This is a genomic window from Formivibrio citricus (assembly GCF_900115065.1).
GTDB classification, from domain to species: Bacteria; Pseudomonadota; Gammaproteobacteria; order Burkholderiales; family Chitinibacteraceae; genus Formivibrio; species Formivibrio citricus.
Genome location: NZ_FOVE01000006.1, coordinates 145,962 through 165,945 on the forward strand (window position 1 = coordinate 145,962; position 19,984 = coordinate 165,945).

Annotated in this window: 17 protein-coding genes and 5 tRNA genes; 8 read left to right on the forward strand and 14 right to left on the reverse strand. The window is 58.6% G+C overall.

Annotation, left to right across the window (positions count from 1 at the left end):
* The first annotated feature begins 8 nt into the window (after nt 1-8).
* Nucleotides 9-1,832 carry a polysaccharide biosynthesis protein gene (locus BMZ36_RS05800; RefSeq protein WP_091192643.1) on the forward strand — a complete coding sequence of 608 codons (1,824 nt, stop codon included), beginning with the start codon at nt 9-11 and terminating at the stop codon, nt 1,830-1,832.
* A gap of 5 nt (nt 1,833-1,837) precedes the next feature.
* Here the strand turns inward: BMZ36_RS05800 and rfbC are convergent, their stop codons facing one another.
* The 8 genes from rfbC to BMZ36_RS05840 all read right to left on the reverse strand — a co-directional run bounded on the left by rfbC (nt 1,838) and on the right by BMZ36_RS05840 (nt 9,004).
* Nucleotides 1,838-2,383 (reverse strand): dTDP-4-dehydrorhamnose 3,5-epimerase, encoded by a 546-nt coding sequence (rfbC, locus tag BMZ36_RS05805; RefSeq protein ID WP_091192645.1) that lies wholly within the window; start codon nt 2,381-2,383, stop codon nt 1,838-1,840.
* Complete coding sequence (gene rfbA / locus BMZ36_RS05810; protein ID WP_091192647.1) at nt 2,383-3,267, reverse strand: glucose-1-phosphate thymidylyltransferase RfbA; 885 nt, start codon at nt 3,265-3,267, stop codon at nt 2,383-2,385. The genes rfbC and rfbA overlap by 1 nt, the downstream gene beginning before the upstream one ends.
* Nucleotides 3,268-3,279: 12 nt before the next feature.
* Nucleotides 3,280-4,197, reverse strand: a complete 918-nt coding sequence (rfbD, locus tag BMZ36_RS05815) for a dTDP-4-dehydrorhamnose reductase (protein ID WP_091192649.1) — start codon at nt 4,195-4,197, stop codon at nt 3,280-3,282.
* Complete coding sequence (locus tag BMZ36_RS05820) at nt 4,194-4,550, reverse strand: four helix bundle protein (RefSeq protein ID WP_245747787.1); 357 nt, start codon at nt 4,548-4,550, stop codon at nt 4,194-4,196. The genes rfbD and BMZ36_RS05820 overlap by 4 nt, the downstream gene beginning before the upstream one ends.
* A gap of 10 nt (nt 4,551-4,560) precedes the next feature.
* Complete coding sequence (gene rfbB, locus BMZ36_RS05825; protein ID WP_091192651.1) at nt 4,561-5,625, reverse strand: dTDP-glucose 4,6-dehydratase; 1,065 nt, start codon at nt 5,623-5,625, stop codon at nt 4,561-4,563.
* 133 nt (nt 5,626-5,758) lie between these two features.
* Nucleotides 5,759-6,541, reverse strand: coding sequence for an enoyl-ACP reductase FabI (gene fabI, locus BMZ36_RS05830; protein WP_091192652.1), 783 nt, complete (start codon nt 6,539-6,541; stop codon nt 5,759-5,761).
* Between the two features lie 72 nt (nt 6,542-6,613).
* Nucleotides 6,614-7,591, reverse strand: coding sequence for a CAF17-like 4Fe-4S cluster assembly/insertion protein YgfZ (gene ygfZ, locus BMZ36_RS05835; protein WP_177187797.1), 978 nt, complete (start codon nt 7,589-7,591; stop codon nt 6,614-6,616).
* A gap of 159 nt (nt 7,592-7,750) precedes the next feature.
* Nucleotides 7,751-9,004, reverse strand: a complete 1,254-nt coding sequence (locus BMZ36_RS05840; protein ID WP_091192654.1) for an AsmA family protein — start codon at nt 9,002-9,004, stop codon at nt 7,751-7,753.
* Nucleotides 9,005-9,074: 70 nt separating this feature from the next.
* Between BMZ36_RS05840 and BMZ36_RS05845 the strand changes: the two genes are divergently transcribed.
* A tRNA-Asn gene (locus BMZ36_RS05845) sits at nt 9,075-9,150 on the forward strand.
* A gap of 107 nt (nt 9,151-9,257) precedes the next feature.
* A tRNA-Asn gene (locus BMZ36_RS05850) sits at nt 9,258-9,333 on the forward strand.
* A gap of 118 nt (nt 9,334-9,451) precedes the next feature.
* Here the strand turns inward: BMZ36_RS05850 and mpl are convergent.
* Nucleotides 9,452-10,834: a UDP-N-acetylmuramate:L-alanyl-gamma-D-glutamyl-meso-diaminopimelate ligase gene (gene mpl, locus BMZ36_RS05855; protein WP_091192655.1), complete on the reverse strand. Its 1,383-nt coding sequence runs from the start codon at nt 10,832-10,834 to the stop codon at nt 9,452-9,454.
* Between the two features lie 105 nt (nt 10,835-10,939).
* On the opposite strand from mpl, the gene BMZ36_RS05860 reads away from it, so the two are divergent.
* A complete protein-coding gene (locus tag BMZ36_RS05860; protein WP_091192656.1) occupies nt 10,940-11,911 on the forward strand; it encodes a GGDEF domain-containing protein in 972 nt (323 codons plus the stop codon).
* A 225-nt stretch (nt 11,912-12,136) separates the two neighbouring features.
* Here BMZ36_RS05860 and BMZ36_RS05865 read toward each other — a convergent pair whose 3' ends face one another.
* From BMZ36_RS05865 to htpX, 5 genes are read right to left on the reverse strand one after another with little or no spacing between them, the layout of a single operon-like run.
* A complete protein-coding gene (locus BMZ36_RS05865; RefSeq protein WP_091192657.1) occupies nt 12,137-13,438 on the reverse strand; it encodes a sigma-54-dependent transcriptional regulator in 1,302 nt (433 codons plus the stop codon).
* On the reverse strand, nt 13,425-15,557 hold the full coding sequence (locus BMZ36_RS05870) for a sensor histidine kinase (protein ID WP_091192658.1): 2,133 nt from the start codon (nt 15,555-15,557) through the stop codon (nt 13,425-13,427). The genes BMZ36_RS05865 and BMZ36_RS05870 overlap by 14 nt, the downstream gene beginning before the upstream one ends.
* Nucleotides 15,554-16,171, reverse strand: a complete 618-nt coding sequence (locus BMZ36_RS05875) for a DUF4390 domain-containing protein (RefSeq protein WP_177187798.1) — start codon at nt 16,169-16,171, stop codon at nt 15,554-15,556. The genes BMZ36_RS05870 and BMZ36_RS05875 overlap by 4 nt, the downstream gene beginning before the upstream one ends.
* A complete protein-coding gene (gene rsmB / locus BMZ36_RS05880) occupies nt 16,134-17,408 on the reverse strand; it encodes a 16S rRNA (cytosine(967)-C(5))-methyltransferase RsmB (protein WP_091192660.1) in 1,275 nt (424 codons plus the stop codon). Before rsmB ends, BMZ36_RS05875 begins: the two co-directional genes overlap by 38 nt.
* 17 nt (nt 17,409-17,425) lie before the next feature.
* Nucleotides 17,426-18,277 carry a zinc metalloprotease HtpX gene (htpX, locus tag BMZ36_RS05885; RefSeq protein ID WP_091192685.1) on the reverse strand — a complete coding sequence of 284 codons (852 nt, stop codon included), beginning with the start codon at nt 18,275-18,277 and terminating at the stop codon, nt 17,426-17,428.
* A gap of 171 nt (nt 18,278-18,448) precedes the next feature.
* Here htpX and BMZ36_RS05890 point away from each other — a divergent pair.
* The 4 genes from BMZ36_RS05890 (at nt 18,449) to tuf (ending at nt 19,984) form a co-directional block, all read left to right on the forward strand.
* Nucleotides 18,449-18,533: transfer RNA gene (locus tag BMZ36_RS05890), tRNA-Tyr, on the forward strand.
* Nucleotides 18,534-18,597: 64 nt separating this feature from the next.
* Nucleotides 18,598-18,671 (forward strand) — tRNA-Gly (locus BMZ36_RS05895).
* A gap of 7 nt (nt 18,672-18,678) precedes the next feature.
* Nucleotides 18,679-18,753 (forward strand) — tRNA-Thr (locus BMZ36_RS05900).
* 40 nt (nt 18,754-18,793) lie between these two features.
* Nucleotides 18,794-19,984: an elongation factor Tu gene (gene tuf, locus BMZ36_RS05905; protein WP_091192662.1), complete on the forward strand. Its 1,191-nt coding sequence runs from the start codon at nt 18,794-18,796 to the stop codon at nt 19,982-19,984.

A 19,984-nucleotide genomic window follows, 5' to 3' on the forward strand; every position in this document is an offset into this window, starting at 1 on the left:
TACATTCGATGAAATTTATTAGCCGTTCTACGCTGGTATTCCTGTTCGACAATTGGGTTGCAGTTGCCGCTTGGCTAGGCGGATTCTGGTTGAGGTTCAACTTTTCCTGGGATGCTGCTTATTCGATGACCATTTTGTATGGCCTGGTTTGGTTGTGGCCGGTACATGCCATGGTTTGCCGGATTGCAGGGCTATATCGCGGGCTGTGGGGCTTCGCCAGCTTGCCGGACTTGCAGCGTGTACTGAAAGCCGTGCTTGGGTCTACCGTGGCGCTGCTGGTATTCATGTCGATCTTCCAGTCCGCACCACCAGTTCCTCGATCAATGCTGGTTCTGTATCCGTTGTTGATGGCGTTTCTGATGGGGGGCGGGCGGCTTGGCTATCGGATGTGGAAAGAGCATCGCCTGTTTGGCGGAATGCGCAGACAAGGAAAGCCGGTCATCGTCATTGGCGCGGGCCGTGCTGCCACGTTGCTGATTCGGGAGCTGGAAAGAAGCCCGGATTGGAAGCTGGTCGGGCTGCTTGATGACGATTCAGCCAAGTGGGGGCGTGATCTGGGAGGATATCGGGTTCTTGGCGGGATCGAATTATTGCCCGACATCGCGGAAGAGTTGCAGGTTCAGCATGTCATTCTGGCGATCCCTTCCGCGCCTTCCGAGGTGAAGCGAAAAGTTGCAGATCTGGGTGGATCAGTGGGCCTGCATTTACTGACGGTTCCAGGGCTTGAGGACATTATGTCCGGCAGGGTTTCTGTTCACCAGATTCGCAAGGTGGAAATTGAAGACTTGCTTGGCCGGGATTCCGTGAAGATTGATACCGACCATGTCGGCAAACTGCTGGAAGGCAAAGTTGTTCTGGTTACCGGTGCGGGTGGGTCGATCGGCTCCGAACTGTGCCGGCAACTGGCAGGGTTTGCTCCCGCCTGTATCGTGTTGTTTGAACAGACCGAATACGCTCTCTACATGATCGAGCAATGGTTTAACCAGTATCGCCCGGAAACCCGGGTGATTCCTCTAGCCGGGGATGTAAAGGATGTACGGCGTTTGGAGGATGTATTCAAGCAATACCAGCCACAGGTGGTGTTTCATGCAGCTGCCTACAAACATGTGCCCTTGATGGAGGTCGGCAATGCCTGGCAGGCTGTGCGCAACAATGTACTGGGTACGTTGAATGTGGCCCGTGTAGCGCAGCAGCATGGTGCCGAGCGGTTTGTGCTGATTTCGACGGACAAGGCCGTTAATCCGACCAACGTCATGGGAGCGACCAAGCGTTTGGCGGAGATGATGTGCCAATCGCTTCATGCCCAGCATGACGGAATGAAGATCGAAGTGGTGCGGTTCGGTAACGTACTTGGTAGTGCCGGCAGCGTGATTCCGAAGTTTCAGGAGCAGATCGCTCGGGGTGGGCCGGTGACGGTGACGCATCCGGATATCACCCGCTACTTCATGTCGATTCCGGAAGCAGCCTTGCTGGTGCTGCAGGCTTCCGCAATGGGCGAGGGCGGGGAAATTTTTGTACTGGATATGGGCGAGCCGGTACGGATTGCGGATCTGGCGCGCAACATGGTCCGATTGAGCGGATTTACCGAAGATCAGATCCGCATCGAATACACCGGTTTGCGTCCCGGTGAAAAACTGTACGAAGAATTGCTGGCCGATGCAGAGCACACTCGCGCCACACCTCATCCCAAGCTGCGCATTGCCAAGGCCCGGGAGGTTGAACCGGCAGCCGCAGCCGAGATAGAGGCATGGATTTCTTTGCCGGGTACATCCCCGGATGAAGATGTGCGCGCAGGGCTGAAGAAATGGGTGCCGGAATATCAGCCAGCGTGACCTATTCAGGTGAAGTGTTCTGCGTCATCCCATGATTTTCCGGCCTTGTCCTTTCCGGACAGGGCCGGTTCACTTTCCAGGGGCCATGGAATGTTCAGTGTCTCATCATTCCAGATCAGGCAACGTTCATGTTCCGGATACCAATAGTCGGTCGTCTTGTAGAGAAATTCCGCTACCTCGCTGGTCACCACGAAGCCATGCGCAAAGCCTTCCGGTACCCAGAGCTGGCGCTTGTTTTCAGCGGAAAGCGTGACACCCACCCATTGCCCGAAAGTCGGGGAAGACTTTCGGATGTCCACGGCCACATCGAATACCTCGCCCAGTGACACGCGCACCAACTTTCCCTGCGGATGCTGAATCTGATAGTGCAGCCCGCGCAGTACGCCTTTGACTGAGCGCGAATGGTTGTCCTGTACGAACTCGATCTTGCGGCCAATGGCCTCTTCAAAGCGCTGCTGGTTGTAGCTCTCGAAGAAGAAGCCGCGATCATCACCGAACACCTTGGGTTCGATGATCTTGACGTCGGGGATGGCGGTATCGATTACTTGCATCAAAACACCCTTTCCTTGAGAAGTCCGAGCAGATACTGCCCATAGGCATTCTTTTTCAGTGGCTGTGCCAGTTCTTCCAGTTTTGCGGAGTCAATCCAGCCTTGCCGGTAGACGATCTCCTCCGGGCAACACACCTTGAGACCCTGCCGGGCTTCAATGGTCTGGATGAACTGGCTGGCTTCGAGCATGGATTCGTGCGTGCCGGTATCGAGCCAGGCATAGCCGCGGCCCATGGTCTGGACATTGAGCTTGTCAGCCTTGAGGTAGGTCTCGTTGACCGTGGTGATTTCCAGCTCACCGCGCGCGGAGGGCTTGATGGTCTTGGCGATCTCGATCACGTCGTTGTCGTAGAAATACAGCCCGGTTACCGCGTAATTGGATTTCGGCGCCTTGGGTTTTTCCTCGATACTGATGGCGCGGCCCGTGGCATCGAATTCCACGACGCCGTAGCGCTCCGGATCGTGCACATGGTAGGCGAATACCGTGGCACCTTCTTGCTGCCGGTTGGCATCCAGCACCATCCCGGCGAAGTCATGGCCGTAGAAGATGTTGTCGCCCAGCACCAGCGCCGCCGGATCATGGCCGATGAACTGCTCGCCGATGATGAAGGCTTGCGCCAGTCCGTCCGGACTCGGTTGCACGGCGTAGCTGAGGTTGATGCCCCACTGGCTGCCGTCGCCCAGTAGTTGCTCGAAGCGCGGCGTATCCTGCGGCGTGGAAATAACCAGAATGTCGCGGATGCCCGCCAGCAACAGCGCCGAAAGCGGGTAATAGATCATCGGCTTGTCGTAGATCGGCAGCAGTTGCTTGCTGACCGCAATCGTGGCCGGATAAAGCCGGGTACCGGAGCCGCCGGCGAGGATGATGCCTTTGCGATTTTGCATGACTTGTTTCCCTTATTGATCCAGCAGGGTCAAAACCTGTTCGACTTGCGTTTGCCAGCTTGGCAGCACCAGCCCGAATGCTTTTTGCAGTTTGTCGGCAGACAACCGCGAATTGGCCGGGCGCGGCGCGGGCAGCGGATATTCGCTGGTCGGAATCGGCGCGATTTCGCCCACCTTGAATTCCTGGCCGCGACGGCGGGAGACCTCCACGATATGGCTGGCATAACCGTGCCACGTCGTTTCGCCTTGCGAGACCGCATGATAGAGGCCGAACGGGAAACTGGCCTGGTTTTCGCTGCGCAGGTATTGCGCCACGATCTGGGCCGTGATGTCCGCAAGCAAGGCGGCGGATGTGGGGGCTCCATGCTGGTCGGCGATGATCCGCAGGCTATCGCGTTCGCGCGCCAGACGCAGGATGGTCTTGAGGAAATTGCCGCCATGCGCGCCAAACACCCAGCTCGTGCGCAAGATAATGTGCCTGGGGTTGCCCGCCGCGACGGCCTGCTCGCCCGCGAGTTTGGTTTTGCCGTAGACGGATTGCGGATCAGGGGCATCGGTTTCCGTGTACCAGCCCTGTTTGCTGCCATTGAACACGTAGTCAGTCGAATAATGCACGATCAGCGCGCCCAGTTTGGCCGCTTCTTCCGCCAGCACGGCAGGTGCCGTGGCGTTGATGGCAGCGGCCAGCTCGGACTCGCTCTCGGCTTTGTCCACGGCGGTATGCGCGGCCGGGTTGACGATGATGTCGGGGCGAACTTCGCGCACCAGCGCGCGGATCGCGTCGGGATCGGCCAGATCGCATTCTTCGCGATCCATGGCGACGATCTCGCCCAGCACGGCAAGGCTGCGCTGCAATTCGAAGCCGACTTGGCCGTTCTTGCCGGTGATCAGAATGCGGGGAGAGGAGAGTAGGGAGGGGGGAGTAGTCATAGACTTTGGCTGATTTTTCTATGCAGTCCGCTTAACAGGCGGCCTACTGTGTTGATTTGCTCGAAAACAGCGTGATCGTTGGGGATGTAACGCAGCATGCTGGCGATGTCTAGCTGAGTATCCAGCTCACTGAGCGACCCTCTGGCGATATTCAAAAAATGGACATATTCCTTGCTAGTGCCGCGAGCCACGCCTTCAGCAATATTAGAGGGAATGGAAATTGCCGCACGACGCATTTGCGATGTCAAGCCAAAAACTTCTTCACGCGGGAAGTTTGCAGAAACATCGTAGACGGCTTGTACCAACAACATGGCGTGCCGCCATGTTTCAAGCCGTTTGTGCGGTTTCTCCACTCCCAACTCCCTATTCCCTACTTCCGTATTGTTTGCTGACCCACTCGCGGTAGGCTCCCGAGGTCACGTTCTGCACCCAGTCCTGATTGGCCAAGTACCACTCGACTGTCTTGCGGATACCGGTTTCAAAGGTCTCTGCCGGCTTCCAGCCGAGTTCCCGTTCCAGTTTGCTCGCATCGATGGCATAACGGCGGTCATGACCGGGACGGTCTGTCACATAGGTGATCTGCTCAACGTAGGGCTTGCCGTCAGCACGGGGCTTGAGCTCGTCGAGAATACTGCAAATGGTTTTCACCACGTCGATATTCGGCTTCTCGTTCCAACCGCCGACGTTGTAGGTTTCGCCAGGCTTGCCGGCTTCCAGTACGCGGCGGATGGCCGAGCAGTGGTCCTTCACGTACAGCCAGTCTCGGATCTGCATGCCGTCGCCGTAGATCGGCAGCGGCTTGCCGTTGAGTGCGTTCAGGATCACCAGCGGGATCAGCTTTTCCGGGAAATGGTAGGGGCCGTAGTTGTTGGAGCAATTGGTAGTCAGCACCGGCAGCCCGTAGGTGTGATGCCAGGCACGAACCAGATGGTCGCTGGCGGCTTTCGAGGCCGAGTAGGGACTGTTGGGCTCGAAGTTGTTTTCTTCGGTAAACGGATGATCGTCGGGGCCAAGCGAGCCGTAGACTTCGTCGGTCGAAACATGCAGGAAACGGAAGGCGGTGTTCCGGTCCGGCGGCAATGCATTCCAGTAGCCGCGTACCGCTTCGAGCAGGTTGAAAGTGCCCCCCACATTGGTCTGGATGAATTCGCCAGGACCGTGGATCGAACGGTCAACGTGGCTTTCGGCGGCGAAGTTGATTACCGCACGCGGCTTGTGCTCGGCGAGCAGCTTGGCGAGCAGTTCGCGGTCGCCAATGTCTCCGCGCACGAAGACATGCCGTGCATCGTCTTTAAGCGATTTGAGCGTATCCAGATTGCCGGCATAGGTGAGCTTGTCGAGATTGATAACCGGCTCGTTACTTTGCGCTAGCCAGTCCAGTATGAAGTTGCCGCCGATGAAGCCGGCACCGCCAGTAACGAGAATCATGAGATTGGTCTTGTGTGCGTGAAGAGACTGCGGGTGATTCTAGCACGCTCGCGAGCGTCGTTCTTGAGGGGGAGCGAACCGCAAACAACAACGCCCGGCATGGCCGGGCGCTGTGCGTGAGGAAATGAATCCTTTAGCCTTCCATCGTCCCCGCACCGATATTGAAGCCGCCATCGACGTACATGATCTCGCCGGTAATGCCGGAGGCAAGCGGGGAGAGCAGGAAGGCGGCGGCATTGCCGACTTCTTCGATGGTGACGTTGCGGCGTAGCGGTGTGCCCTCTGCCGCGGCAGCCAGCAGTTTGGAGAAGTTGCTGATGCCGGCGGCGGCCAGTGTCTTGATCGGGCCAGCGGAGATGCCGTTGACGCGCATGCCTTGTGCACCCATGGCCGCTGCCATGTAGCGCACGTTGGCTTCCAGGCTCGCCTTGGCCAAGCCCATGACGTTGTAGTTCGGTACGGCACGCTCTGCGCCGAGGTAGCTCAATGTCAGGAGCGAGGCACCATCGTTCAGCATCGGCCGCGCGGCCTTGGCCAGTGCGGCGAAGCTGTAGGAGCTGATGTCGTGAGCAATCTTGAAGGCGTCGCGGCTCACGGAATCCAGATAGTCGCCCTTCAATGCTTCGCGCGGGGCAAAACCGATCGAGTGCACCAGGCCGTCGAGTTTGTCCCAGTGTTTGCCGAGTTCGGTAAATACGGCGGCAATCTGTTCGTCACTGGCTACATCGCAGGGCAGGACGATGTCGGAATCGAATTCCTTGGCCAGGTCGGCCACGCGCTGGCGCAGGTCTTCATTAACATAGGTAAAAGCCAGTTCTGCGCCTTCGCGCTTGGCTGCCTGTGCGATGCCATAGGCGATCGAACGGTTGGACAGCAGGCCGGTGATCAGGATCTTCTTGTTGGCGAGAAAGCCCATGGACGCATCCTTGGTATTGGCAAAAACAAGAGGCGATTATAGACGAAACTGTTGTCGTGTGGATTGTGCCGATCACTCAATGGAGTAAGGCAGGTCCAGCATCTGCAGTTGCGGCCCCTCGAGCGAGCCCAGATGCAGGCCATGTTCAATGCTGGAGATCTGCGCGACGACCAGTGCTTCCGTGCTGCCCGGCGTAGCGGGGGCAGCAAGCAGGATCTGGCCGGAATGCTGGCCGTTCATTTCCGGGCTGAAGACTTCCTGTCCGGCGGCTACTGACTCGGCGGCGATCCGCGCGCGGAACATGCGGCGCTTGATCTTGCCCAAGTGCTGGGTGCGGGCCACGATTTCCTGTCCCGTGTAACAGCCCTTGGTGAAGCTCACGCCGCCCAGCAGATCGAGATTGGCCATCTGCGGAACGAAGGCTTCCTGCGTGGGCGCCGTAACCCAGGGGATGCCGGCGCGGATCTCGCTCAATCGCCAGATGGATTCATCTGCAGGAATGGCGCCTGCAGCGGCGAGCTTGGCCCAGGTATCGGCGGTCTGTTCCGCCGGGACAACGATCTGGTAACGGCCTTCCGGCAGGCTGATGAGGGTCAGGGCCCCTTCGTGCTGGACGGTAAGCGCTTGCGTGGGTTGTTGCGGGACGATGGTGCGCGCGATTTGCGCGGCTTGCGACCCGGCAATGCCGATCATGGCGTAATCCTGGCTGGCGTCGACGGCCTTGGTCTTGCTGCGCAGGATGTACATGGAGAGACGTTTCTGGATCGCCGGCAGGATGTCGGCCGACATTTGCAGCCAGTAATCGCCTGCGGCACGGAAGACCAGGAATGACGCGAGCATGCGCCCCTTGGCTGTGGAGTAGCTGGAATACTGGGCGTGTTGTTCGTCCAGCGCTTTGATGTCGCTGGAAAACTGGCCATGCAGGAAAGTCAGTGTGTCCTCTCCGCTGAAACGCAACAGACCGTGTGCAGTCAGCGGGCTGATGATGGCGCCGGTTTCCAGTGCGGCGATTGCAGTTGCCATGTCGGCTGGTGCGGGGATTCGGTTCATGGGGGGGGGCTCCATATTCGATGGGGATGATTATACCGTCCCGGTTGTTCCTGCCCACTCAGAACCTTGTTCACGCTCTTGCTGCGAAGCCGTGATCGGGGCTCATGCGCTGCTCTTCACCCCGCAGACGGCTTCTCGCGACAGATCATGAACGGGTTCTCATTGCGTTTCTTCGCCTGCATCGGGGGCCGGGCGCCATGTGCCACCTGATTGCAGTTCGGGCGCGGCGAGCGTGCCGCCGAAGGTGACATGACCGCCGGCCAGAATGTTGCCGCTGGCGAGCGTGAGAGTCGCACCGCCAGCCAGCTTGCCGGCGCGAATGGTCGCCTCGCCTTGGGCGCGGAACTTGCCAGCTTCGAGTTTCAGGTTGCGCAAGCTCACGTCCCGGCCTTGAACACGAATGTTGCCGCTGAACAGGCTGAAGCTGGTTTGCCCGCCTTGCCGCCGTGGACCGGCGTCTGTCGATTTGAGGGCGGAAGCCAGATCGAGGTTGTGAATCATGCCTTCATTCAGGATGAAATTCCCCTGCAGACGCGGAGCATCAAGCAGCGTCTTGATGGTGGCGGATTCATATCGGAAGATGCCGTCTCCTGCCAGTTGGCCCGAGACTCGCGTCTCCGGGCTGAACAGGCTGAGCAGTGGTTCTGCCTTGATGCCGCGCGCCGAGATTTGCCCGGTCAGTGTTGGTCGCTGATGCCAGTCCAGCCGGGCATTGCCGGTAAGTGCGCCGTCGTAGAGGCTGGCGCGGGCTTCGGTGATTCGCAGCGAATCGGCGCTCGCCAGGCCTTCGAGCCGGATGGCGTCGAACTTGATGCCAGGATTGAAAGGCGGCTTCCAGTCCTTGGCGTTGAACAGGACATCGAAGTTCCCGGTTCTGTTGGTGGGCCTGATCTGCAGAACGGCGTGACCGTCGGCTGATTCGAGCGTCAGGTTGTCGATCGTTCCGTCCGGCTTGAAATCCAGCATCGCATCCGCCGGGCCGAGCGATTCCTGTTTCCAGACCAGCGAGGCATTGGCCAGTCTGACCTTGCGAATGCGGAAGTCATTGCTGCCGGTTGTAGAGAAAATGCCGGGCAAGGCCAGCGCGAAGTGCGGGGGCAGACTGATGTTTCTGGCCTGGATTTCATCGAGGTCGCGTCCCGCGCTGAGGAGTAGACGCAGGGACGCTGGGATGGTGATTGTGCCGATGGTGGCGATTTCCCGGTTTTCGATCCGGACCTGTTTCAGCGTGAAAGCCGGGCGGGGCAGATAACTGAAGTCGATCTGGCCGATCGTGATTTTGCTGTGCAGCCGCTGGCCGAGTTGCGATTGCAGGTCGGGAATGAGTCGCTGGTAGGGCAGGGCAAGCGGCGCGCTGGCGATCAGTCCCGCCAGAGCGGCAAGTACGAGCAGGGCGCGGGAGCTTTTGTTCATTTTTCGGACTCCTCTGTTAAGGGTGCTTGACAGCCAAGGTTGGCATCTATACTATCCGCGTCTCGTCAATTCCCTGATAGCTCAGTCGGTAGAGCGACGGACTGTTAATCCGCAGGTCCCTGGTTCGAGTCCAGGTCGGGGAGCCAGATTCAAGGAAGGGCTGGTCGATGAGGCCAGCCCTTCTGATTTTAGAGCCTCTGGTGGTGGACCATATTCCAATGGCTGCTGTTTTTGGCTACAATACACGTTCAATTCCCTGATAGCTCAGTCGGTAGAGCGACGGACTGTTAATCCGCAGGTCCCTGGTTCGAGTCCAGGTCGGGGAGCCAGATTCTGCAGAAGGCCAACCTTTCCGGTTGGCCTTCTGCTTTTTATATCGCAGTCGTTCCGAATTCAAGCGCTGGCATCCAGGGGGACTTTGTTGCAAAGCCCCCGTATGGATGCGGATTATCCGGCCGGTTTTTCCTTCAGGCGATCCAGCAGCTTGGCATGGACACCACCAAAGCCTCCGTTGGACATGACCAGGATATGGTCGCCAGTCAGAGCCGCTGCCGTGATGGCTGCAACCATTTCTTCCAGATCGCCGAAGCTGCGGCTTTTTTGCCCCAATGGGGCGAGTGCCTCCGCTGTATCCCAGCCCAAACCATGCTCGTAGCAGAACACCAGATCGGCCGCTTCCAGGCTTGGGGCAAGCTGCGATTTCATCGTGCCGAGCTTCATGGTGTTGGAACGGGGTTCCAGTACGGCCAGGATGCGGGCATTGCCGACCTTCTTGCGCAAGCCGGCAAGCGTGGTGGTAATGGCCGTGGGGTGGTGGGCGAAATCGTCGTAGACGGTGATTCCGCTGGCGATACCCTTGATCTCCATGCGGCGTTTGACGTTGCGGAATTCTCCGAGCGCAGCGATGCCGACGTCGGCAGGGACTCCGGCGTGCCGGGCTGCGGCGATGGCAGCAAGCGCATTCTGCCGGTTGTGCTCGCCCAGCAAATCCCAGCGAACGGCGCCTTGTTTCTCTCCTTGCCACAGAACCTCGAAACCGTTTTCCAGAATGCTGCCGCAAGACCAGCCTTCCGGTACGCCGAATTTCTCCGTTTCGCTCCAGCAGCCGCGTCCCAGGACGCGCTCCAGGCTGGCTTCACGGCCGTTGACGATCAGGCGCCCGTTGCCGGGGACGGTGCGCACCAAGTGGTGGAACTGGGTCTCGATGGCAGCGAGATCCGGGAAAATGTCGGCGTGGTCGTATTCCAGGTTGTTGAGAATCGCGGTGCGCGGACGGTAGTGAACGAACTTGGAGCGCTTGTCGAAAAACGCAGTGTCATATTCATCCGCTTCAATCACGAAGAAGGGAGAGCTCCCCCCTTTTTCTTGTCGCGGTTCGCCGGGCTGGCGAGCGGAAATGCCGAAGTTCTCGGGGATGCCGCCGACCAGAAACCCGGGTGCCAGCCCTGCATATTCCAGAATCCAGGCCAGCATCGACGAAGTGGTGGTCTTGCCGTGCGTGCCGGCGACAGCCAGCACCCATTTGTCGCGCAGCAGGTGCTCTCCCAGCCATTGCGGGCCGGAGGTATAGGGCAGGCCGCGGTTGAGAATTTCCTCCATGAGCGGATTGCCGCGGCTGACAACGTTGCCGATGACGTAGAGGTCGGCGCCCAACGAGAGCTGGCCTGTGCCCCAGCCTTCGATCAGCTCGATGCCGAGCGCCTCAAGCTGGTTGGACATCGGGGGGTAGACATTGGCATCGCAGCCGGTCACTTCATGGCCCGCTGCGCGGGCCAGCGCGGCAATGCCGCCCATGAAAGTGCCACAGATGCCCAAAATGTGAATGTGCATGAGTTGTCCTGTCAGGAAGAGTAGCTTGGGCGCGCGCCCTTCGTTACAATTGAAAAGTTTGACAAAGATTATATTGTTTACTATCTGTTAAAGGTTGCGGCTAGCATGTCAAGTTCAGTTCCGGTGAATCCCGTCGAGGTCGCGCGCATCGCGCTCAAGCGCATCGCCGAGCGCGGCTTGCCCCCGACTCCGGAAAACTACGCGCAATTCTACAACGCTATTGTCACGATCAAGGCCCCGGAATCCAAATCTTCCAGCGAAGTGCAAGCTGCCTGGGAGGTGCTTTACAAGGTTGAAGACCTGGTCGAAGAGGCCAATGCAGCAACCGGGAAGCTGCTGGATGTCCTGGAGGGGGGCGGGCGCGACATGGCGGCCAGTCTCGGCGCCTTGAACAATGTACGGCGCAGCCATACAGAGAAGGCCAAAAGCCACGAAGAGGTACACTCCGCCATGGAAGATCTGCTCAACCAGATCATCCAGTCCACGCACAGCATGCATTCGACGGTTTCGACGTCGCACAGCGACTTGCGCATCATTCGCGAATCGATTCTGCATATCGAAGAAGACCTTTCCTTTAGTCGGCGCATGATGGAAGAGGATGCCCTGACCGGGGCATTCAACCGGCAGAGTCTGGATCATCTGCTGGTGCGCGAGGTCAAGCGCGCTTCGCGAAGCGATGGCCGCTTGGCGGCAGTGCTGTTCGAAATCGAGGATTTTGGCCAGATCAATGAACGCCTTGGGCATGTCGTGGCCGACCAGTTGCTGGTGCATGTTGCCAATCTGACGAAAGCGGTGCTGCGCGAAACGGACACGCTGGTGCGTTATGGCGTGGAAGAATTTCTGCTGTTGTTGCCTGAAACCGATTTGTCCGGTTGCAAGTATGTGGTCGATCGACTCAAACTGGTGACCGGCAATACGCCGTTCATCTACAAGAACCAACGAATCGAAATCCGTTTTGCGGCTGGCATCGCGGCCCTGAAGCAGGATGAGAACGGCCGTGCGCTGGTATTGCGCGCGGACGAGGCGCTGTACAAGGCCAAGCATAGTGGTCGAGACCGCATCGAAGTTGCTCAATAAAAACAAAGCCCCGAAATTCGGGGCTTTGTTTTTATTATTGCTTCGGCTATCAAATAGTTTTAGGCGGCAGGCCAGGGCTCCAAGTCCTGTTTGACTGCTTTTCAATCTGTTCGATGACCGACTCTATAAATAGTCAGACACACAGATTCTTCCATGTTCGGCTGCGCTCGCGCGCCGCGGCATGCAAGCAAGCCGGCGTGACGACTGCCAGGCATGCCCCTTGTTCTATTCATCACAATGGTTCTTGAATTTTTTTGGCATCTGAATGCCCAGCTGCTTGAGTTTGCGGTAGAGATGCGTGCGTTCCAGTCCGATTCGCTCGGCAACCCGGCTCATGTTGCCGCCAGCCAGATCGATCTGGCGTTCAAGGTAATAGCGCTCGAACTGGTCGCGAGCCTCCCGTAACGGCAAATCGAGGTCAAAGCTGGTCATGGGCTGACCTATTGGGGCCGAAGGCAATTCGTCCTGCATGTCTGGCGTGGCGAGTTGGGCGAGTAGCCTGTTCACATGATTGACGTCGATTTCCCCGTCGCGACCGGTCAACGCCAGGCTTTTCACTACATTGGCCAGTTGGTCGACGTTACCGGGCCAGCGCTGTTTGGCCAGAGCTTGCAAAGCTGTGTTGCTGAAACGGCGTGGCCCAAGGCGGTTACTGGCGACGGCTTGGGCAAGCAGGTTTTCCGCCAAGGCGGGAATGTCGCCGGGGTGGTCGCGCAAGGGCGGGACCGGAACGATGAGTTGTGTCGCCTGGCGCAGCAACTCGGCATCCAGTTGGCTTGAAAGTTGCAATAGCGGTCGGCTGGTGGCCGACACCAACCGCACCCTGCTCTTCTCCAGCTTGGAAAGGATGGAAAGCAGGCCAGTCTGTGCCTTGTGCTCCATGTAGGCGATATCGCGCAGGAACAGCGTTCCGCCTGCAGCTTTCTGCAACAGCTCCTGTGGAGCGAGCGCGAGTTCTTCGTGCGAGAGCGGCGCGATGAAGGGTGCGTTGGCTGCGGTGAGGTAGCGGGCGCAGGCTTCGAAGCCCACTCCGGGTTCGCCGGTCAGCAGAACCGGCAGGGTTTGGGCACGAACTTTGTCCAGATCGTTTTGCAGTTCACGAATCAGGCCGCTGCTCCCCAAGCTGGAAAGCCCCTGTTGCGGTTTGCTCGGAGTGCCTTGGTGGGAGAAGGCGCGTTTGACAGCCGCGAACAGCTTCTGCAAGCCGATGGGTTTTTCCAGAAAGTCCAGCGCGCCGATGCGCGTAGCTTCGACGGCGGTGTCGATGGTGGCGTGGCCAGACATCATGATGACGGGCATGGTCAATTGACCATTGCGCGACCATTCCTTGAGCAGGGTTACGCCGTCGGTGTCCGGCATCCAGATATCCAGCAAAACCAGGCGCGGTTCGGTCTGGTTGCGATAGTTCCGCGCCGCAGTGGCGTTTTCTGCCGTGGCGACGGCATAGCCTTCATCCTGCAGGATTTCCGACAGCAGTTCGCGAATGCCGACTTCGTCGTCGACGATCAAGATTTCATGCTTGGCCATTTTTTTTGTCCTCCCAGAGTGGCAGCTCAATGCGCACGAAAGCGCCTTGAGGTTCCCGATTGCCGATCTGGATACTGCCTTGATGTTCTTCCACTATTTTCTTCACGATGGCAAGACCGAGGCCGGTTCCTTTGGTCTTGCTGGTTACATAGGGCTCAAAAGCCCTGGGTAATACTTCCGGATTGAATCCGGGGCCGCTGTCCTCGATCGTGAGGCGAGCAAACGACCCGTTTTTTTCTATGCGCACGCAAATCTGCTTGTTGGCAGATTCCTGAATGGCATCCTGCGCGTTTTGCAGAAGATTGTGAATGACTTGCCTCAAATGGGTGATATCCCCGTTGAGGATCAACGGTTCGTGTGCCATGTCCATGCATACCACGGGCGCGGCTTCGTACAGCACCAGTACTTCGGCCAGAAGCTGCTGGAGATCAAGCAGCTTGCGTTTCCCGGAGGGCTTGCGCGCATAATCGCGGAAGGCATCCACCATCTGTTTGAGTGCGCCGACTTGTTTGACGATGGTTTGCGTGTTGCGGGACAGGAGGTCCGCCCCTGCCTGGTCGAGTTGATCTGTCAGCTTGAACTCCAGTCGTTCCGCCGCCAACTGGATCGGCGTCAACGGGTTCTTGATTTCGTGCGCCAGCCGGCGGGCAACTTCACCCCAAGCAGCATCGCGCTGGGCTGCGAGCAGTTCGGTCACATCATCGAAAACCAGTACATAGCCGCGGTGTTCCGGATCATCTTCCCGGGAAAGCAGGCGGGTACCGTGAACCAAAAGAACCCGATTGTTGCTGCTCAGTTCGACTTGGCCCTGCCAGTAATCCTTGCCGGCATTCTGGACCACCTGTTCGCAGAAAACCGATAGCGCACTACGCAGCTCCGGCCATTTTGCAAGCGGAACATCGGACAGACCGGTTAGTTCAACGCCGAGAATGGCATAGGCGCTCTGGTTGGCGGATTGCAGTTTCCAGTTTTCGTCGAACGAGATCACCCCGGCGGAAAGCGAGCCGAGAATGGCCTCGACATAAGCCTTGGCTGCCGCCTGCTCGGCTTGATTGCGCTCCAGCTTGTGGCGAGCATCGGCCAATTGACGGGTCATGCGATTGAACGAATGGGTCAGGATGCCCAGTTCGTCACGGCTGATGACGGGTTGCTGTTGCGTGAAGTCGCCCTGTGCGACGGCTCGGGTCCCCGCTGCCAGGTGCGATAGCGGTTCCGCCAGTCGGCCCGAGAGAAAAATCGCCAGCGCCAGCGCGCCCAGCATTGCCATCAGCAGCGCGACGGTCAGCGTCAGACTGTAAATCATTTTCAGGCCGCGTCTTGCCTGGGACAACGACTTGTAGTCGTTGCGCACCTGCTCGACGAGCTCCGCATCCGTCGCGAGCTGGCGGGGAACCGGCTGCAGCATCTGCAGGATGCGCTCCTTCCCGGCGATTTCCGGCGCGGGGATGCGGACGACGACCCGCATCATCAGTCCCTTGTCTGCCGGCTTTTCCAGGACCTTGTAGGTGTCGCGTGCGGCTTGGCGCAAGATTTGCCGGTCAGGCAATTGGGGAACCAGACTGGCATTCTCGTCGCCGACATGAGCCAGGACCAGGCCGCTTTCTTCGAATAACGAGATTTCCTGGGCACCCGATTGTTCTCGCAGCCGCCCCAATTGCCGCGGCAACGAGCTATTTGGGATGCCGTGCAGGTCGAGCGAGGCCATCTTGGCCTTGCGGGCGAGTTCTGAGAGCTGGTATTCGATGGCGCTGTTGCCGAGGTTCAGACCCTTGTCGAGGGCGCTGTCAACGTGATCGTCAAACCAGGTTTCGATACTGCGGTTCAGGAATTGAACCGACAGTGTATAAACGATGGCTCCGGGAAGCACGGCGACCAGTGTGAACATCAGCACCATGCGCAGCATCAGGCGCGAACCGAACACCTTGGCGCGCACATGCCGCTGCAGGGTCCAGAGGCGGGACCCGACCAAGAGAGCCAGCCCGGCCAGCAAGAGTGCATTCAGCCACAGCAGTTTGCTGAAATACTGGGAAAAGGCCGAAGCATTCCCTGCCGCCGTGGCAAGCAGGAAAATCATGATGGCACCGACGGAAGCCAGGGTTAGCAGCAGGCTGCGTTTCATTGTTGTGTGCCGTTATCGCCGCGATTGGCCGGAAAATCCAGCCATGCCGACTCAAGGCGCCATTCGGACTGCCCCAGTGCGGCCAGCTGATAGGGCTTGGGCAGTAGCGAGAGATCCAGCCGCAATCTGACGCGACCGGCAAAATCGGCGGGGTCGCGCGTGGCAGGTGCAGTTTCCAGAACGCTCCATCCACCGATGATCCCCAACGCGGCCAGCGCTTCCGGCAGGGTCGCGAAGCTGCGGCTGAACCCGCCTTGGCTGACGCGGTACTGGCGTGTCAGTGCATGATAGGAGAGTCGCTTGGTCAGCGTTGCTGTGGGCTCGAACCAATCGGAAAGCTGGCGAAACCACGCGTACACGCGCGGTCTGACCAGCTGGAATTCATAAGTGAACGGAAGCGATAGTCCGTTCTGTAGGGCTTGTTCCAGTGCCGGCGTCAGGCTTACGTTGAAACGGGCCGAGACGTTGATGCTGTTGTCGGTGATCTGCGCAGCAGCTTTATGAGGCTGGATGCCGGCTGCGGCCCCGTTTGCCATGGCGAACAGGCAGGCAGCAGCGACGGCATGCCGGAGAACTTTAATCAACCTTGCGGAAAAGCGCGTAATAAAACCCATCGTGCTCCTGTGTGGGCAGCAGTTGGCCATTTGCCGGCGCGGATTCTGGCAATCCCAGTCTCTCTGCATCGGGGTGGCGGGCCGCGAAAGCTGCTGCCTGTTCGGCGTTTTCGGCCGGAAATACAGAGCACGTAGCGTATAGCAGTTTGCCCCCTTTCGCCAGCAGTGGCCACAACGCATCCATGATTCGGGCCTGTTGGCGAGCAAAATTGGCGAAATCTGCCGGACGCCGCAGCCATTTGATGTCGGGGTGGCGGCGTACGACGCCGGACGCAGAGCAAGGTACGTCGGCCAGGATGCGGTCAAAGGGGCGGCCATCCCACCAGTCTGCGGGTTGGGCTGCATCGCCAACGATGAGGCGGGCATCGAATCCCAAGCGGTCCAGGTTCTGGCGTACCCGGCTCAGTCGTTCACTGTCAGCGTCCAGCGCCGTCAAGTCGACGTTGGCGAGTTCCAGAATGTGCCCGGTTTTGCCTCCCGGTGCGGCGCAGGCGTCGAGAACGCGCTGTCCGTCACAAAGATCGAGCAGCCGTGCCGCCAATTGGGCGCCAGGATCCTGAACGGAAGCCCAGCCGTCGAAGAAGCGGGGTAGTCGTTCAACGGCTACGGGGTGATCGAGCAAGAGGGTGTTTTCGTCGCGGGGCGTGGCGGCGATCCCTTCCTCCGAGAGCAAAGCCCGGTAATCCGTCACGCCAATCTTGCGCCGGTTGATGCGCAAGGCCATCGGCGGACGCTGGTTGTTGCAGGTCAGTATGCTTTCCCATTGTGACGGCCAGGCTTTTTGCATGGCGTCGATCCACCATTCGGGATGGGAGTAGCGGCCGTTGCGGGTTCGTTGTGCGGCCTGGATCAACTCTTCCTTGTTGCGCAAAAAATTGCGCAGGACGCCGTTGACCAATCCTTTGGCCTTGCCTGTGCCGGTGTGGAGCGAAACTTTCACAGCGTGGTCGACGATTGCATAAGGTGCTGCGCGGCTAAATTGCAGTTGGAAGAGAGCAACCTGCAACAGGGTTCGCAACTCTGGCTCATGCAACGGGGCGCGCAGGAGTTGTTCCAGTACCTGATTCAAAAGCCCCAGATGACGCAGGGTGCCATAACTGATGTCCTGGATTGCGCCGCGCTGTTGCGGGCTAAGATTGGGATTGTTGCGCCAGATGAGGTCGAGCGCGTCGTTGAGGTTTTTGCCGGCAAGAACCTGGTTGACGCCCAGGTTGGCCAGCTTTTGTGTCATGAACATGAAAATGAGTATCCGATTCAGGTGCGCCCGTTTGCGATGTCGTGCAGTCTGGCGATGCGTTCCTCTGTGCGCGGGTGGGTCCGGAAGAGATTGTCCAGCCCGCCGCCGGTCAGGGGGTTGATAATCATCATTTGTGCGGTTTCCGGGTGATTTTCCGCCGGATACATCGGTATGCCCTGAGCATAGGCTTCGATTTTGGCCAAAGCGTCGGCCAGTGCCAGCGGATCGTTGGAGATCGCAGCACCTCCCGCGTCGGCCCCGAATTCGCGTGCGCGGGAAATGGCCATCTGGATCAGGCTCGCGGCAATCGGAGCCAGAATGGCGACCATAATGGCCGCAATCGGGTTTGCCGGGCGCCCGTCTTCATCGCGTCCACCAAAAAACATGGCGAAGTTGGCTAGCGCCGAAATCGCGCCGGCCATGGTGGCCGAGATCGTCGAGATGAGGATGTCCCGGTTCTGCACATGGGCCAACTCGTGTGCCATGACCCCGCGAAGCTCGCGGTATGACAGGATTCGCATGATTCCGGTGGTTGCCGCGACGGCTGCGTGTTCGGGGTTGCGTCCTGTGGCAAAGGCGTTGGGTTGGTCTTCTTCTATTACATAGACGCGCGGCATCGGCAGGCCGGCGCGCGAGGCCAGTTCGCGAACCATGCCGTACAGCTCCGGTGCCGTGTATTCATCAACTTCCTGCGCGTTGTACATGCGCAGAACCATCTTGTCCGAGTTCCAGTAGGCAAAAACATTCATTGCGCCACCGAAAAGCAGGGCCAGCAGCATGCCGCTCTTGCCGCCGATCATGCCGCCGACAAACATGAAAAGTGCCATGATGGCAGCCATCAGGATGCTGGTTTTCAGCCAGTTGTTCATGGATTTGAACCCTATGTTGAGTTGTCGCATTTTCCAATATTGTGGGGCGCAAGAATAAATCAAGGGCGAAGCGCAGCCCAGCATTTGAATATGACAGGGTGTGAATTGCAAAAAAAATCAAAAAAGGGTTTGACAAGGGGGTGAAGCGTCGCCATAATGCGCCTCTCTTTTGGAGGGGTTCCCGAGCGGTCAAAGGGATCAGACTGTAAATCTGACGGCTCTGCCTTCGAAGGTTCGAATCCTTCCCCCTCCACCAACTGCTTCATTGCGGTGTGAAAGTGATAGTGCCTGTGTCGCCAGTTCGGGGCTAGTACGTTTGTGCGGGTGTAGCTCAATGGTAGAGCAGAAGCCTTCCAAGCTTATGACGAGGGTTCGATTCCCTTCACCCGCTCCAAAGTTATGCCGATGTAGCTCAGGGGTAGAGCACTCCCTTGGTAAGGGAGAGGCCATGGGTTCAATTCCCATCATCGGCTCCATTCTTTTTGATTATTTCTAAGTTCTCGAGAAGGAAATATCATGGCAAAAGAAAAATTCACGCGGACAAAGCCGCACGTAAACGTAGGCACGATTGGTCACGTTGACCACGGCAAGACCACGCTGACCGCAGCGATCACCACGATCCTGTCGAAGAAGTTCGGTGGCGAAGCCAAGGCGTACGACCAGATTGATGCTGCGCCGGAAGAAAAGGCCCGCGGTATTACCATCAACACCGCGCACGTCGAATACGAAACCGCCAACCGTCACTACGCCCACGTTGATTGCCCGGGCCACGCTGACTACGTGAAGAACATGATTACCGGTGCTGCCCAGATGGATGGCGCTATCCTGGTCTGTTCCGCCGCTGACGGCCCCATGCCGCAAACCCGCGAACACATCCTGCTGGCCCGCCAAGTTGGCGTTCCGTACATCATCGTGTTCCTGAACAAGTGCGACATGGTTGACGACGAAGAGCTGCTCGAACTCGTCGAAATGGAAGTTCGCGAACTGTTGTCCAAGTACGACTTCCCGGGCGACGACACCCCGATCATCAAGGGTTCTGCCAAGCTGGCCCTCGAAGGCGACCAGTCCGAACTCGGCGAACCGGCCATCTTCCGTCTGGCCGAAGCACTCGATTCCTACATCCCGGAACCGGAACGTGCGATTGACGGCGCTTTCCTGATGCCGGTGGAAGATGTCTTCTCCATCTCCGGTCGTGGTACCGTGGTGACCGGTCGCGTTGAGCGCGGCATCATCAAGGTCGGCGAAGAAATCGAAATCGTCGGTATCCGTGCGACCCAGAAGACCACCTGTACCGGCGTGGAAATGTTCCGCAAGCTGCTCGACCAGGGTCAGGCTGGCGACAACATCGGCGCCCTGCTGCGTGGCACCAAGCGTGAAGACGTCGAGCGCGGCCAGGTTCTGGCCAAGCCGGGTTCCATCACCCCGCACACCAAGTTCACGGGTTCCGTGTACGTGCTGTCCAAGGATGAAGGTGGTCGTCACACCCCGTTCTTCAACGGCTATCGTCCGCAGTTCTACTTCCGTACCACTGACGTGACCGGTTCTGTTGAACTGCCGGCCGGTACCGAAATGGTGATGCCGGGCGACAACGTTGAAGTGACCGTATCGCTGATCTGCCCGATCGCCATGGAACAAGGCCTGCGCTTCGCCATCCGCGAAGGTGGCCGTACCGTCGGCGCCGGTGTGGTTGCCAAGATCATCGAGTAA